The organism is Pseudoduganella buxea, assembly GCF_009720835.1.
In the GTDB taxonomy this organism is placed as follows: Bacteria; Pseudomonadota; Gammaproteobacteria; order Burkholderiales; family Burkholderiaceae_D; genus Rugamonas; species Rugamonas buxea.
The window spans coordinates 1-13894 of sequence record NZ_WNKZ01000036.1 but is presented as its reverse complement, the minus strand read 5'-3'; the positions used below and the strand labels follow the sequence as shown (position 1 = coordinate 13894).

Annotated in this window: 11 protein-coding genes; 5 read left to right on the top strand and 6 right to left on the bottom strand. The window is 67.4% G+C overall.

Going from position 1 to position 13894, the window contains the following annotated elements:
* Nucleotides 1-135 precede the first annotated feature (135 nt).
* Genes GM672_RS13795 through GM672_RS13785 form a run of 3 tightly spaced genes read right to left on the bottom strand, consistent with a single transcriptional unit; the run spans nt 136 to nt 2585 of the window.
* Complete coding sequence (locus GM672_RS13795) at nt 136-954, bottom strand: metallophosphoesterase family protein (RefSeq protein WP_155471114.1); 819 nt, start codon at nt 952-954, stop codon at nt 136-138.
* A 12-nt stretch (nt 955-966) separates the two neighbouring features.
* On the bottom strand, nt 967-1893 hold the full coding sequence (locus tag GM672_RS13790) for a diacylglycerol/lipid kinase family protein (protein WP_155471113.1): 927 nt from the start codon (nt 1891-1893) through the stop codon (nt 967-969).
* Nucleotides 1893-2585: a phosphatase PAP2 family protein gene (locus GM672_RS13785; RefSeq protein ID WP_308807439.1), complete on the bottom strand. Its 693-nt coding sequence runs from the start codon at nt 2583-2585 to the stop codon at nt 1893-1895. The genes GM672_RS13790 and GM672_RS13785 overlap by 1 nt, the downstream gene beginning before the upstream one ends.
* Nucleotides 2586-2820: 235 nt before the next feature.
* Between GM672_RS13785 and GM672_RS13780 the strand changes: the two genes are divergently transcribed.
* Nucleotides 2821-3069 (top strand): hypothetical protein, encoded by a 249-nt coding sequence (locus tag GM672_RS13780; protein ID WP_155471111.1) that lies wholly within the window; start codon nt 2821-2823, stop codon nt 3067-3069.
* Nucleotides 3070-3871: 802 nt separating this feature from the next.
* Here the strand turns inward: GM672_RS13780 and GM672_RS13775 are convergent.
* The gene (locus tag GM672_RS13775) at nt 3872-4396 is read right to left on the bottom strand and encodes a hypothetical protein (RefSeq protein WP_155471110.1); all 525 of its coding nucleotides are present in this window, start codon (nt 4394-4396) and stop codon (nt 3872-3874) included.
* Nucleotides 4397-4691: 295 nt separating this feature from the next.
* Between GM672_RS13775 and GM672_RS13770 the strand changes: the two genes are divergently transcribed.
* Nucleotides 4692-5729, top strand: coding sequence for a cation diffusion facilitator family transporter (locus GM672_RS13770; protein ID WP_155471109.1), 1038 nt, complete (start codon nt 4692-4694; stop codon nt 5727-5729).
* Nucleotides 5730-5773: 44 nt separating this feature from the next.
* Here GM672_RS13770 and GM672_RS13765 read toward each other — a convergent pair whose 3' ends face one another.
* Nucleotides 5774-6418 carry a hypothetical protein gene (locus GM672_RS13765; protein ID WP_155471108.1) on the bottom strand — a complete coding sequence of 215 codons (645 nt, stop codon included), beginning with the start codon at nt 6416-6418 and terminating at the stop codon, nt 5774-5776.
* A gap of 116 nt (nt 6419-6534) precedes the next feature.
* Here GM672_RS13765 and GM672_RS13760 point away from each other — a divergent pair, with 116 nt between their 5' ends.
* Nucleotides 6535-7899, top strand: a complete 1365-nt coding sequence (locus GM672_RS13760; protein WP_155471107.1) for an MgtC/SapB family protein — start codon at nt 6535-6537, stop codon at nt 7897-7899.
* A 112-nt stretch (nt 7900-8011) separates the two neighbouring features.
* On the top strand, nt 8012-8560 hold the full coding sequence (locus GM672_RS13755; protein ID WP_211517366.1) for a PEP-CTERM sorting domain-containing protein: 549 nt from the start codon (nt 8012-8014) through the stop codon (nt 8558-8560).
* 30 nt (nt 8561-8590) lie between these two features.
* Here the strand turns inward: GM672_RS13755 and GM672_RS13750 are convergent, their stop codons facing one another.
* Nucleotides 8591-12406 (bottom strand): beta-galactosidase, encoded by a 3816-nt coding sequence (locus GM672_RS13750; RefSeq protein ID WP_155471105.1) that lies wholly within the window; start codon nt 12404-12406, stop codon nt 8591-8593.
* Between the two features lie 194 nt (nt 12407-12600).
* On the opposite strand from GM672_RS13750, the gene GM672_RS13745 reads away from it, so the two are divergent.
* Nucleotides 12601-13764 (top strand): acyl-CoA dehydrogenase family protein, encoded by a 1164-nt coding sequence (locus GM672_RS13745; protein ID WP_155471104.1) that lies wholly within the window; start codon nt 12601-12603, stop codon nt 13762-13764.
* Nucleotides 13765-13894 lie beyond the last annotated feature (130 nt).

Below are 13894 nucleotides of genomic sequence, written 5' to 3'. Positions count from 1 at the left end.
GCAGTAGCGACCGATGAGCTCGTGTCTTGTCGGGGTCTGACCCCGAGGTGGACAGTGGCTAGGATGCAAGAATGGGTCGCGACGTGGGGGATTACTGGCTGTAACGATCATAGATCAGCTAGCGGCCGTAACAGCTCAATCCCCCAGCCACGGTTCCCACGTATTGCCCTCGCGCCGGAAGCACTCGACGGTGGCCACCTCGAAGGCCTTCGACGCGTCCTTCCAGCTGTAGCGCTCGACCTGGATGTCGTCCGTGTCCAACCGCAGCACATTGAAGGAATTCGTTTCGCCCCGCCCCCGCGTCGACGTCGCCGTGCCTGCCTGTACCACCAGGGCCGAATAGCCGGCGATCTTGTAGCGCTTGGCGCTGCTGGCCGAATGGCTGGTGTGCACGTGCCCGGCCAGCAGCAGGTCGACGCCGCACTTGGCGAAGGCGTCCATCGCCATCGGCGCGCGGTCGACCAGGTCTTCCTCGTCGAGGTGATCGGGCAGGTCGAAGGGATGGTGGGTGACGACGATGCGGGTCAGGTGCTCGCCGACGCCGGCCAGACGTGCGTGCAGGCGGTTGAGCTGCTCGCGGTTGACGCGGCCGTCCTTGATCGTCAGCGAACGTGCCGTGTTCAGGCCCATCACGGCAATCTCGTCATCCACGAATTCCGGCGCCAGGTTCGGCGTGATGTAGCGGCGGTATTTCGTCAGCGGCGTCAGGAAGCGCGCCGCCACGTTGTAGAGCGGAATATCGTGGTTGCCCGGCACGACGATCTGCGGCTGCGGCAAGGTGTCGAGGTAGGCCCGTGCGGCCTTGAACTGTTCGCTGCGGGCACGCTGCGTCAGGTCGCCCGAGACGACGACGATATCCGGTTGCACCGACTCCACCGTGCGGCGCAGCGGATCGAGCAGCTGCTCGTCGACCTTGCCGAAATGGATGTCCGATAAATGTACGATGGTGCGCATGCAAGTCTCCTGTCAGCGGGGCACGATGACCGCCAGCGCGGCCGGGCGCGAGCGGTAGTTCAGGGGTGGCGCCATCAAGGTCACCTCGCCGTCGGTGGCGACGCGGATCAGCTTGCGGCGCGTGTCGATGGCGAAGCACTCGGCCAGCAGCACGTCGAAGTCGGGCGACTGACCCAGCCTGCCCAGCAGGGCGTGGCAGGCGAAGCGGACCAGGCCGCGCCGGGTCGGCCGCTGCGCCACGTACAGGCTCAGCTTGCCGCCATCGAGCACGGCCCGCTCGCCGATGGTCAGGCCCTGCATCAGATATTCATTATTGCCGATGAAAACGAAAGGGGTGCGCCGCGCATGCTCGTCCTCGCCCACCTTCAACCGCACGCTGAGAAAGGGAAAACGGCGCAGCGCCGCCACGGACGCCCAGCAGAACGCCAGCCACTTGCCCCGGCCCAGGCGGCGCTGCTGTTTCTCGCGGTCGCGCACGATGTCCGGGTACAGGCCCAGGCTGGAATTGTTCAGGAACACGCGGCCGTTCACTTCGCCCACGTCGACCCGCCTCACGCTCCCCTTGACAATGGTTGCGATGGCCTCGTCCAGCGCCAGCGGGATACCCAGGTCCTTGGCAAAATGGTTCAGGGTGCCCAGCGGCAGCACGGCAAAGGTGATGTCGCTGTCGACCATGACGGACGCGACGGCGTTGATGGTGCCGTCGCCACCGCCGGCCGCGACGATGTCGACGCCACGCGCGACGGCATCGCGGGCCGCGCCGATCATCTCGTCGCCGCTGGCGGCCAGGGTGACGTCGGCGCGCAGGCCGACGGCGGCGAACTTGCCGCGCAGCGCGGCGGCCCAGTCGCCATCGTAGCCGAGGCCGGCCGCCGCGTTGACGATGACGGCCACGTTGTTCTTCAGGTCCAACATGCCTTGCACAGGATCTTCCGGCATCACTGGTCCTTGCGAGCGTGGCGGCGGCGCCGCAAGGTGGACACGGATGTGATGCAGACGGCCAGCCAGGCGGCACTTTCGGCCATCGCGGCCAGCACGTCGCTGACGAAGTGGGCCCCCAGGTAAACACGGCTCAGGGCCACCAGCGCCACCATCAGTGCGGCGCCCAGCATCGCCGCGCAGCGCACGCGCCAGTTGCTGCTGGTGGTGACGACATAGCTGGCCAGCAAACCATAGAACAGTGTCGCCGCCGCCGTGTGCCCGCTGGGAAAGCTGTAGGTGGCCAAGGTGAGGAAAGGCTCCTCGAAGGCGGGCCGGGCGCGCTGGTACACATGCTTCAGCAGCACATTGAGCAGCATGCCGCCCGGCACGGCGATGGCCGTGGCCAGCAGCCAGTACGGCGCGCCCTTGCGCCAGAACCACAGGCCAAGCAGGCTCGACAGCACGCACATGGCGGGAATGCCGTGCAGGTGGGTAATACCCAGCATGAAGGTGGTCAGCGGCTCGAACGCGTGTTGGTAGAACCACTGCGAAACATGCTCGTCGTACCGGGCGATATCGTCGCCCTCGCCGACGGCATCGGCGATTTCGGCAAAGGCGGTAACGCCGACGACCAGCATGACGACACCGGCCGTCAGGTGCAAGCCCAACTCGCCGCCGGGGCTCAGCCGGGCGGCCAGGAATCGGGTCAATTTCCCGTATGCAATTTTACTCATATGCGATGCGCGATAACAACGATGGTCAAAAAAACCTGTTTTTTCATACAGGCCTGTGTTTTTGTACAGTGGTTATGATAAGCTTCTATCCAGTGCAGTACAGGACCCGGGCAGCCAGGCACGCCGCAGCAGCGGTAACGGCCACGTTGGCGACAGCACGACCGGAGTCTTGAATGCAAACACCTTAGCAACCCAAACTTAAGGAATTGTCATGGCAACCATCAACACCGGCATCGGCTCGCGCATCGGTAACCGCTTCGAATCCCGCTTTGGCCTGGAGTATGCCCCCATGTCCTTTCTGGTCCGTTTCGGCAAGCGTGAAATGCTGGTCTGCCGCGATTTCCGCAAGCGCTTCTATGCCGTCAACCCCCTCATCGAATGCGATACCGGCGTCGAGCCGGGCCATATCGAAGTGCTGCTGTTCGGGCGCTGGCTGCTGATCTTGTCAAAAGCGCACTAAGCCTTCTGTGCAGTTTCGCACAGTCACCATGAAACAGCGCGCTCCCTTGCGCGCAACACGATCACGATAGGCGCGGCCGGCGGCACGGCAGCGACGATCGGGCAGCGGCACCTCTTCACCCGCTGCCCGGAAGCCGTCGTGCGGTAACCGGTTCACGCCGGGGCCGCGTCGAAGCGTGATGGCGAACAGGCGGTTATCGCCTGATCCGGCCGGACCGTCTGAAGTACCTTGCTCGTGCCATCCTGGGATTTTTGCGCCGCCATGAGGCTGGCGCGCGGCCGCGCCGACAGATGCGTTGATCGGCGGTGATGCGATGACTTGCTGTGATGCGATGGCAGTGCGCCGCGCGGGTCACTAGCCGATGCGCGACGGATTGGCATGCTGCATGGGTGGCGGAATGAGCGCGGAATAACTGCGGAACGACCCTTTTCGTACGCGCCTGGATGCGGATTTTGGGGTCTGGGGTTGGCTGTACCTGCGCCAGCGGGCGAACCGTCGGCCAGGGCAATCGGCACCCATGGCAACTACAGCGCCCCCACCTATGGCGACTGCGGCACCTATTGAGGCTTCGCTAACTACAGCGATTGCATAACTAGCGCGATTGCGATAACTACCGCGAATGTGGCAGCCCACTACAGCGACTGCGGCCACTACGGCGACTGCTATATCTAGGCGACTGCGATAGCTAAAGCACCCGTAGCGACCACAGCGACTTCGGTAACCACAGCGACTTCGGTAACCACAGCGACTGCGGTAACTACGGCGACTGCGGCGACTGCGGCAGTCACGGCAGCCACAGTCTTCAGGCAGGCGTCCGTTCGCCGTCGTGGTTTTGCATCTGGCGCAACAGCAGCAAGGCATGGGTGTCATGGGCTTCCAGCGCATCCTGCAAGGTCGTGGCAGTTGCGCAGGAGGCGTCCACCACGTTCAGGAAGCCTTGCTGAGTGCGGTCGAGCAGACGCGAGTGGAAGCCAATGCTGCAGAACATGGTGCCCACGTCGAGGCTGATCTCGCGCAGCGCCAGCAAGGTGCGCTTGGTCGATTCGATATCGTTGCGCATGCCCCGGTCCATATCGATCAGTTCGGTACGGGAATCGTCCTGCCGCGACAGCGCCATGATGGCGTCCAGCCAGCGCTCGATGCGCTCGGCGACCTTGGCGATGCGAGCCGTCTTCCCCCGCATCATCAGGCAGTAGTGCAAGCACAGCACCCAGACGGGCATGCGGGCCAGCACGGGCGGGATGCCGAAGCGGCGCATCCAGCTTTCCATCTTTCGAAATTTCTGCAGCATATCGCCGATGCCGGCGGATAAGGGGTCCTGGCGCATGGGGGGTCTCCATGAAACGGGCGCCGGGTGCGCCACGCAATCCTTGCAGTATAGGCAGCGCCTTCCCGCCGGGCTTGCCGGCGAGTTTGATCCAGCTTAAACCGATCCAATAAACCGTGCCTTCTGGCATTTTTCGTGGGAAATAAGCACGAATTCTTGCCTGTCAGGCGTATCGGGTGCACCTGCATTGTTGTGCTGACACATCGGCTGAGCTGCACGGACCGGTGCGCGGCCGTACGGAAGTGCGGCGCCCAGCCCGCTACAGTGCGAGCTCGACTGAGAAAAGGGGCACTGCATGGACAAGGGCATCACGGCGGCGGCACCGGATTCGGCTGCCGGCAGCGCGGGGAACACTGCGGACGCGGCGGCGCCGGCCAGGCTACCTGCGGCGGGTCACTCCGGCGAATCGCGCAAGGTGATCTACGCGGCCATCGCCGCCAACCTGGGCATCGCGGCGGCCAAGTTCGCCGTGGCAGCCTTCACGGGCAGCGCCGCCATGGTGGCCGAAGCGATCCACTCCACCGTCGATACGGGCAACGAGTTCCTGCTGCTTGTGGGCGAGCGCCGCAGCGGCCGGCCGGCCGACCGCAGGCACCCTTTCGGCTACGGCAAATCCGTGTATTTCTGGGCCCTCATCGTGGCGCTGTCCGTGTTCTCGCTGGGCGGCGGCCTGTCGATCTACCATGGCATCGACGCGCTGCGCGCTCCGCCACCGCTGACCGATCCGTTCTGGAACTATGCCGTGCTGGGCGTGGCGGCGCTGTTCGAAGGCTACAGCTGGAACGTGTCGCGCAAGGCGCTGAACCGCGTGCGCCGGCCTGGCACGAGCCTGTGGCAGGCCGTCCGGTCCAGCCGGGATGCATCCGTGTTTACCGTGTTCATCGAGGATTGCGCCGCCTTGCTGGGTATTGCCATTGCAGCCGCAGGCATCGCGCTGGGACAGTTGTTCGACAATCCCTACCTGGACCCGATCGCCTCGATCCTGATCGGCCTGGTGCTGGTGGGCGCCGCCTTCGCGCTGGCACGGGAGACGGGCGGCCTGCTGGTGGGAGAAGGCATCGATCGCGAACAGCTGGCCAGCCTGCATGCACTGTTCGACCGCGAACCGGCACTCGACAGCGTGGCCACCTTGCGCACGATGCAGCTGGGACCGGACGACGTGCTGCTGGCCGCCTCCGTGCAGTTCCGGCGCGGCATGCCGATCGACCAGGTGGAAGCAGCCATTGCCCGGCTCGAGCAGGCCATCGCCGCCGCGCATCCGGCCATCCGGCACGTCTACTTCGAAGCTTCCGCGCTGCGCTCGCTGCTGCATCCGGCGCAGCACGAACGATAAAAAGGGCGGCCAAGGCCGCCCTGTCGACCGATGCGCCGAGGCGCCTACTTCTGCTTGTCGGCACCCTTGCCCAGGGTGCGCGCGACGGCATCCTGCAACTGGTCGCCGTGGGGGCCTTTCACAGCCTGGTCCATGCTGCCGACGCTGCGGGCACGGTCCGACTGCTGGTCCATGCTGACTTCCTCGGCCACGTCGTAGCGGCCGTCGTCCTCGCCCTGGCCGGGCAGCAGGCCTTCGGAACGGGCGGCGTCGCCCCGCTGGGCATTGCCCCCATCCGTTCCGCCCTGTACGCTGCCTGTCGTGTCACGCTGCGCGCCCCGGTCCTTGCCGGCATCGCCGCGATTGCCATCCTGCTGCACCTCGTTCTGTTGTCCGCCATCCTGGCGTGAGCCACCCTGGCCCTGCTGCATGCTGGCCATGTGGCGGTCGTCGGCGCGGCTGTCGCGGTCGCGCACGGTGGCGGCATGTTCGCCGCCTTCGCCCGGCGGCTGGCCCATGCCGGGGCCGCCAACGTCGTCCAGGCCGCTGCCCATGGACTTGCCTGCGCCCTGGGGCGGCGGCGAATTGTAGTCGGCGCCCTGCGGCACGGCCTCGCCGACGATCTTCCTGGCGTCGCCGGGCGGAATCGAATCCGGCAGCTGCGTATGGATGGGCGGTTGGCCCGGGCGGTTTTGATTATCCGATTGCATGATGCCTCCTTCTGCTTGGTGAAAAGTCATCTTAGCCGAAGGGCTCATTTTGCCGCACCACATTGCCGCACCACAAAAGTGTGGTCCCGCTGCGGCGTTCGGCGTTACAGTGACGCATGAGCCTGCTGAGCACGACTGCCACCATCATCGACGCGCCCATCCAGGGGGCGGTGACCGACTGGCCCTACCTGGAAATGCTGACCCGCTTCGCGCTGGCGCTGGCCCTCGGCCTGCTGATCGGGCTGGAGCGGGAGCGGCGCAAGAAGGAAGCGGGCCTGCGCACCTTCGGCTTCATCGCCATCCTGGGCGCGGTCGGCGCTTCGCTGGGCGACAACTATGCCTACATCGTGCTGTGCCTGACGGGCCTGTTGACGATCTTCCTGAACATCCAGGACATGCGCACCCATTCCGGCACCGAGCTGACGACGTCGGCGGCGATGCTCGTCACCTGCATCGCCGGCATCCTGTGCGGCAAGGGCCATACCCTGACGCCGGCCGCCATCATGGTCAGTTCCACGGCGCTGCTGGCATGGAAGGACATCCTGCAAGGCTTCTCGATCGGCCTGACCGAAGGCGAGCTGCGCTCGGCGCTGCTGCTGGCCATCCTGGGCATCGTCATCTACCCCGCCCTGCCCGTGGGCAGCATCGGACCGATGGGCCTGATCGAGCCGCGTGCGGCCTGGGCCACCGTGATCCTGATCGCCGGCATCGGCTTCGTCAATTACGTGTTGTGGAAGGCCTTCGGCACGCGTGGCGTGGCCATTGCAGGCTTCCTCGGCGGCCTCGTCAACAGCTCCGTCACCGTCAACGAACTGGCCTCGCGCGTGGGCTTGCATGCCAGCGGCGCCGTCGCCGCGGCGGCCTACCGGGGCATCATCCTGGCAACGTCGGCAATGCTGATGCGTAACGCCGTGATCCTGGCCCTGCTGGCACCCGGCGTGGCCGTGGCCGGCGGCGGCGCCCTCGTCGCCATGCTGGGCGCCAGCGCCTTCTTCGTGTTCTACCGGCGCGCGCCGGCGCACGTCGCGGTCGTGCCGCAGGACGCCCCGCCGTCGGACCAGATCGTGCTGCCGTTCTCACTGTGGAGCGCGCTGAAGTATGGCCTGATCTTCCTCGTGCTGCATATCCTGGGCGTGCTGACGCAGAAGTACTTCGGCAATGTCGGTTTCTATCTCGTCAGCCTGCTCGGTGGCGCCGTCTCCAGCGCCAGCGCCGTGGCGGCGGCGGCCAGCTTGGCGGCCGACGGCAAGCTCACCCTCGATGCCGCCGCCACGGGCGCCGTCATCGCGTCGCTGGCCAGCGTGGCCATCAACCTGCCCTTCGTGCTGCGCGTGCCGAACCGCCGTTTCGTGCTGTCCATTGCAGTGGCCATGGGTGTGATCGCCGCGCTGGGGCTGGCCGGTATGCTGTTGGGTGAAAGCCTGGCCAGCCTCGTGACCGGCCACTTCCCCATAATAAGCTTGTACCAGCAGGGGCCATGATACGGGCCGCCGCATCGGCCCCTGCGTTTGAACAACAAAAGCGGCCCGATTCTGCCGGCAGCGGCTACCACTCTGCTAGCATGCAACTTTTATCGTTTTCATGGAGGCCTCAATGCTCAAACAACTCATCAACGCAGGCATCCTGGCTTGCCTTTGCGGCAGCGCCCAAGCGGCGGCAACCTGGAATTTCCAGTATCAGGGTTTTCTCGATTCGCGCGATGGCGTGTTCCATGCGGACCGCCAGGTCAACGGCAGCTTCGTCGGCGGCGACTGGAATGCGAACGGCATCGTCGAACGCAGCGAAATCACGTCGCTGGTGCTGAACGGCGTCGATTACGTCATTTGCGAGCCCAGCACCAATGCCTATTACGTCTGTTCGATCGAAGCGTTCAACTACTCGGCCGCCGACGGCCTCGTGTTCACTGCGGGTGAGCGGGGCAAGGACCCCGAAGGACTGGTAGGCGGCGGCCACTACTTCGTCTCCGGCGAGGGCGAATACCACTACCGCTACCGCCCCGGCTTCGAAGAAAATTACTCCTACCGCTGGACGCCCGAGACAACGTTCACCATCACTGCCGTCCCCGAGCCGTCGACCTGGGCCATGCTGGGTGCCGGCCTGCTGCTGACCGCGGCCGCCGTGCGTCGCGGCCGCCGCGCCTGACCCTGCCGCCGGGCCCCGCCCGGCACGCCATCACTGCCGCGGCGCTGCCCCCGGCATCAATTCCAGCGGCACGCCGCCGCGCGCGGCACGCAAGGTCACCAGCCGCACCGGTTCCAGCGCGTTGCCCGCCTGGCCGTCCGTCGTCACCGCCAGCGCAATCGTGTTCGCGCCGTTCGGATTGAGGATGCCGGGCGGGATGACAAAGGTGCGCTGCGGTCCCACGTGGGCGATGAACTGCCCCATGTTCCAGCCGTTGACGAAGATCAGTGCGCGGTTTTCGCGCTCCGAGCGGGGCCGTGCCGTATCGCCGAAGGCCAGTCCCAGTTGGACATCGTGCCCGCGCGGCAGGTCCAGTTCGAACGACGTGCGCAGCCAATAGGTCCCTGGGGCCGGCGGGGCATCCGTCACCTTCGCCGCGAGCCAGCCGTCCCGGGCGGCGTCGGGCAGCGCCGGCAGGTACCAGCCCTGCCGCTCGCCGAGCAGGCCACCGTTGTTCATCGGTCCCCGCACCACGTCGGCGATGTCCTCGCCGCCCTGGTTGCCCTGGATGCGCCAGACGATCGGCACGGCGAAGCGGCGTCCCCCTTTCGAAGTCAGCGACGCGGCGATCAGGCCGCGGGCCTCGCGGTGGGCATCGTCGGCCATCAGGTCCCAGTTATGCGAATTGTTGCGCACCATGACGGCAATCACGTGCGGCCCCGGCGCCAGCGGGCCCAGCGCGAACCTGACGCTGTCGGTGGTCTCCGGGAACTGGCGCCCCACGTCGAGCTCGTGCTGGCCGACGAAGCGGCCATCGACCCACACCTGGATCATGCCGGCGCCGCCGGCGCCATAGAACAGCTCAAGCTGGTCGGTCCGGCCATCGCGGATGTCGACCCGGCCCCGGTACCACACGTCGCCGTGGTGGAAACCGTAGTCGCTCATTGCCAGCGTCGGCTGGCCCCGTTCCGGCATGGTCCACGTTTGCGCCGCCGAGGCGCGGGCGTCGACCCGCGCCCAGAGCGCATCGTCGAACTCGGGCCGCGCTTCCAGGCTGTCCATGCGCCGCGCCCAGCGGGCCAGGGCGGGCAGCGTGACAGCGGCCGGCGCCGCGATGGCGGCCGTGCTGACCGAGCCGTCCGGCTGCGGCGTGGCGGCCAGCGGCACGCCGTTGAACGACACGGTGCGCGCGGCCCTGGCCGGAGCGCCCCAGATTTCCAGGCGCGCCGTTTCGCTGCTGTCGCCGCGCAGGCGCAGTTCGTCGCCTGCCAGGGTCGCGCCCCGTACCAGCGCGGACGAGAGCTGCAGCAGCCGGCCCGCCGGCGTGTCCTGGGTCCAGAACTGCACGCTGTGCCCTTCGTCCGCCAGAAGCAGCAGCAAGGGCGCCCGCCCCCCGCCCGTGATGCGCACGCGCGCCATGCCGTCGTGGCGGTAGTCGAGCTTGAGCAGGCCGGCCTTGCCGTCCCAGCGCTGCGTCACCTTGCCGGCCAGGACTTCCACGCGTGGCGCCGAGGCATAGCGCAGCACGGTCTCGCCGGCCTCGCCGGTGCGGCCATGCAGCAGTGCGATATCGCGTTCGCCGTCCTGCAGGTGGGTCTGCAGTTCCGACGTCGAGTAGACCAGGTGCTGGCGTTCCAGGGGGTATTCGGCCAGCAGCATCTTGGCATCCTGGCCGTTCAGCCGCAGCGGCACGTCAAAGTGCCCGCTTTTCGTCGCCAGCGCGAACGTGAAGCTGTCGTCGCTCGTCAGGTTCGACGGGCTGTGGACGGCGAACAGGATGTGCGCGCCCAGCGCCGGATTGACGTTGTGGTAGACCTTCGCCCGGCTGGACGACGTGGCGATCGGCGGCCCCTTGTCCATCTGCGCCAGCGCCTTCTCCGCGGCCTGCACGAACATGCCCTGCTGCTTGAGCGCCAGCGCCTTGGGGCGCAGGCCGCGGTCCTCCGAGATCGGCGCGCCGTAGTCGTAGGAGGTATACACGACGGGGCCCGGCAGCCAGCCCCACGACGTGCCGCCGAAGGTCATGTAGATATTGTGGATCGTTATGCGGTTGATCAGGTTGGTGCCGTAGAACACCCGCTGGTAGCCCTTGCCCTGGCGTTCGGCCGTGCACGCATAGGTGCCGTTCGAGCCCCAGTAGTCGAACCAGCCGCCGCCCAGTTCCGCCGCGAAGCCGGGCGTGCCGGGCGAGGACAGCGCGCCCGTCTTCGGCGAGCCGTTGCCGTACAGGCCCCAGTCCGGCGCCCGGTTCGGCCCCGCCGGGTCGGCATGCACGTCGCAGGTGCCGCCGGGGTAGCCGTCAAAGGCATACAGGTCGGTCGGGCCGGGGTTGGCCCACGGCGCCGAAGACGCCTTCGGCGTCCAGTCGGGCAGGCGCCCGGCCGCGTTGTGGAAGAACGGCACCGTGATGCCGTCGGCGCGGGCCTTCGCGGCCAGGTGTTCCATCTGGCGCACGTGCTTCGGCTCGACCTTGCCCAATTCGTTTTCCAGCTGGTAGGCGATGACGTTGCCGCCGCCCGTCGTGACCTGGTGGCGCGCCACGATGGCGTTAATCTGCGTCATCCACTCGTCCACGGCCGCCAGGTAGACCGGATCGTCCGTGCGCGCCTCGGCGCGATTGCGCAGCATCCATCCGGGATAGCCGCCACCCGTCAGCTCCGCGTTCACATACGGTCCCGTGCGGGCAATGATGTACATGCCCTCCTCCTCCGCGATCTCCAGCGCGCGCTCGACATTGCGGACATGGGAGAAGTCATACACACCCGGTGCCGGCGAGTGGTAGCCCCAGTCGAAATAGAAGGCCACGCCGTTGAAGCCCAGCGCCTTCATCTTCTGGATCACGTCGCGCCACAGCGAGGGATTGGGCAGCCGAAAGGGATGGATCTCGCCGGACCACAGTACCACGCGCCGGCCATCGATCAGCAAGGAATGCTGGTCCCACGTGACTGTTTTCGGCTTGCCGGCCGGGCGCGTGGCCTGGGCCAGCAGGCCGCGGTCCTCGGCCACGATGGCGGCCTGGCGCACGGCGCCGGATACGCCTTTCAACTCAGCCGGGGCGCGCCAGGTCCGCAGGTCGGCACTGTCGGCGTGCCACGACCGCCCGCTGTCCGGATCGAGCAGGTAGACGCGCCAGGCGCCATCGGCCGGGCGCACCAGCGACTGGACGCGCCAGGCCTTGTTCCAGCTGGGGTGAGCCGCCGTCACCGTCCATGGGCCGGTCGGCGCCGGCGCCGTGGCCTGCGCCGGCAGTCCGGTGGCCGCATCGGTGCCGAGCGCCACGTAGCCGCCATCGCCGGGGGCGACGACGGCGTCCTTCAGCGCCAGGCCGCGCAGCGGCTGCGGCGCGCTCCACCGCGCCAGGGCGGGATCCGGATCGAGCAGCGCGTAGCCGTCGGCCAGGGAAACGATGGCTTTCAGCGAGCCGTCGCGCTCGCGCAGCCAGCGGGGCGTGCCGTGCAATGGCAGTTCGCGCGGTGGCTCCCACCGTTTCAGATCGCGCGAGCGCGTCACCCCGGCCTTGCCGCCGTCGCCGGCATACAGCATGCGATACCAGCCGTCCGTACCCCGGGCAATCGCAAGATCGCGCGGCAGGCCGGCCGGCGGGCGAAACGCCTCGGAAGCGAGCGACGTGAATTCGACGCCGTCGCTCGACGAGAACAGGCTGACGGTGCCGGGCGAGGCCGCCGTCACGCCCGCCATCAGGAAGGTGGTGGCACCAGGCTTCGCGACCCGCTCCCGGGCGATTGCGCGAGCCCCATCCGAGGCCTGAGGAATGCCCAGTTCCTGGGCCGAAGCGGGACCCGCCAGCGCGGCGATGGCAAGAAGCAGGAGCGCGAGGCGCGGGGGAGCTTTGACGAATATCGACATGGTTCTCGGCAGCATGGTTCTCGAAGACGGGGAAGATCGGCCGCGCCGGCCGGCGGGGCACCGCTGACATCATAGGGGGTTTCGCGCGACGGGAAAGGGGCCAAATCGTCACGTTGATGAGCAATTGGAGCCCGGCCTATCGTCCGACATCATGCGCAGGCCCGGCATATACTCTCAATTTAAGCGAACTCCCCATGCACACCGGCTTTTCCCGCGATCTCGACGCCCTGCTCTCCCTGACGCACCGCGTGGTAGCCAGCGTCACCTCGCCCGAAGCGCGCGCCGTCGATGAAGGGTGCCGCTGGCCTGCCGCGTCGATGCAGGCCTTTGCCGACGCCGGCCTGATGGGATTACAGGCGCCGTACGAGCTGGGTGGCCACGGCCAGGGCCTGCTGGCGCTGTCGATGGTCACAGCCGCCATCGGCGAAGCCTGCCCGTCGTCGGCCCTGTGCTTCGGCATGCACTGCGTCGGCACTGCCGTGATCGCGGCCAAGGCCACCGATTTCCAGCGTGAGCGCTACCTGCGCGCCATTGCCGAGGGCCGCCACATCACGACCCTGGCCCTGTCCGAAAGCGGCACGGGCGCGCACTTCTACCTGCCCGCCACGCGGCTGACCCGGGCCGGCGACGATTACCTGGTCGACGGCAGCAAGCAGTTCGTCACCAACGGCGGCCATGCCGATTCCTACGTCGTCTCCAGCATCGCCAGCGAAGCGCAATGCGAGCGGGGCGACTTCAGCTGCCTGATCGTCGACGCCGACACGCCGGGCGCCGCCTTCCACGGCGACTGGCAGGGCTTCGGCATGCGCGGCAATTCCTCTCGCAGCCTGCGGCTGGAGGCCGCCCGGGTGCCGGCCACCAACCTGCTGGGCGCCGAGGGCGACCAGGTCTGGTATGTGTTCGAGGTGGTGGCGCCCTACTTCCTGATGGCGATGGCAGGCACCTACCTGGGCATCGCCAAGTCGGCGCTGGACGCGGCCGGCGAGCAGCTGCGCAACCGCCGCTTCGAGCACAGCGGCACCGTTCTGGGCGACGTGGAGACCATGCAGACCCGCTATGCCGCCATGTGGACGGCCTACCAGAAATCGAAAGCGCTGGTGATCACGGCCGCCCAGAAGGGCGACCGCGGCGACCCCGATGCGCTGCCCTTCATCCTCGCCTCGAAAGCCGACGCGGGCGACACGGCCATCGCGCTGGCCAACGACGCCATGTCGATCTGCGGCGGCAGCGCCTATCGCGAGAACAGCCGCGTGGGCCAGATGCTGCGTGACGCCCGCGCCAGCCACGTGATGTCGCCCACCACCGACATGCTGCATATCTGGACGGGGCGCGCGCTGCTGGGCATGCCGCTGCTATGAGCGGCCCCGCTGTCGAGGCCCTGTACGTGGCGGGGCCGGCCGGCCAGGGCCAGGCACTGCTGGCGGCCGCGTGCGCGGCCGGCGTGACGATCGAGGCCCTCGGCACGGAAGCGCTGCTGCGCGAGCTGGC

Coding starts and splice junctions, on each gene's coding strand:
- GM672_RS13795 (WP_155471114.1), bottom strand. CDS start 954: ATGCGCACCATCGTACATTTATCGGACATCCATTTCGGCAAGGTCGAC.
- GM672_RS13790 (WP_155471113.1), bottom strand. CDS start 1,893: ATGCCGGAAGATCCTGTGCAAGGCATGTTGGACCTGAAGAACAACGTG.
- GM672_RS13780 (WP_155471111.1), top strand. CDS start 2,821: ATGGCAACCATCAACACCGGCATCGGCTCGCGCATCGGTAACCGCTTC.
- GM672_RS13775 (WP_155471110.1), bottom strand. CDS start 4,396: ATGCGCCAGGACCCCTTATCCGCCGGCATCGGCGATATGCTGCAGAAA.
- GM672_RS13770 (WP_155471109.1), top strand. CDS start 4,692: ATGGACAAGGGCATCACGGCGGCGGCACCGGATTCGGCTGCCGGCAGC.
- GM672_RS13765 (WP_155471108.1), bottom strand. CDS start 6,418: ATGCAATCGGATAATCAAAACCGCCCGGGCCAACCGCCCATCCATACG.
- GM672_RS13760 (WP_155471107.1), top strand. CDS start 6,535: ATGAGCCTGCTGAGCACGACTGCCACCATCATCGACGCGCCCATCCAG.
- GM672_RS13755 (WP_211517366.1), top strand. CDS start 8,012: ATGCTCAAACAACTCATCAACGCAGGCATCCTGGCTTGCCTTTGCGGC.
- GM672_RS13750 (WP_155471105.1), bottom strand. CDS start 12,406: ATGTCGATATTCGTCAAAGCTCCCCCGCGCCTCGCGCTCCTGCTTCTT.
- GM672_RS13745 (WP_155471104.1), top strand. CDS start 12,601: ATGCACACCGGCTTTTCCCGCGATCTCGACGCCCTGCTCTCCCTGACG.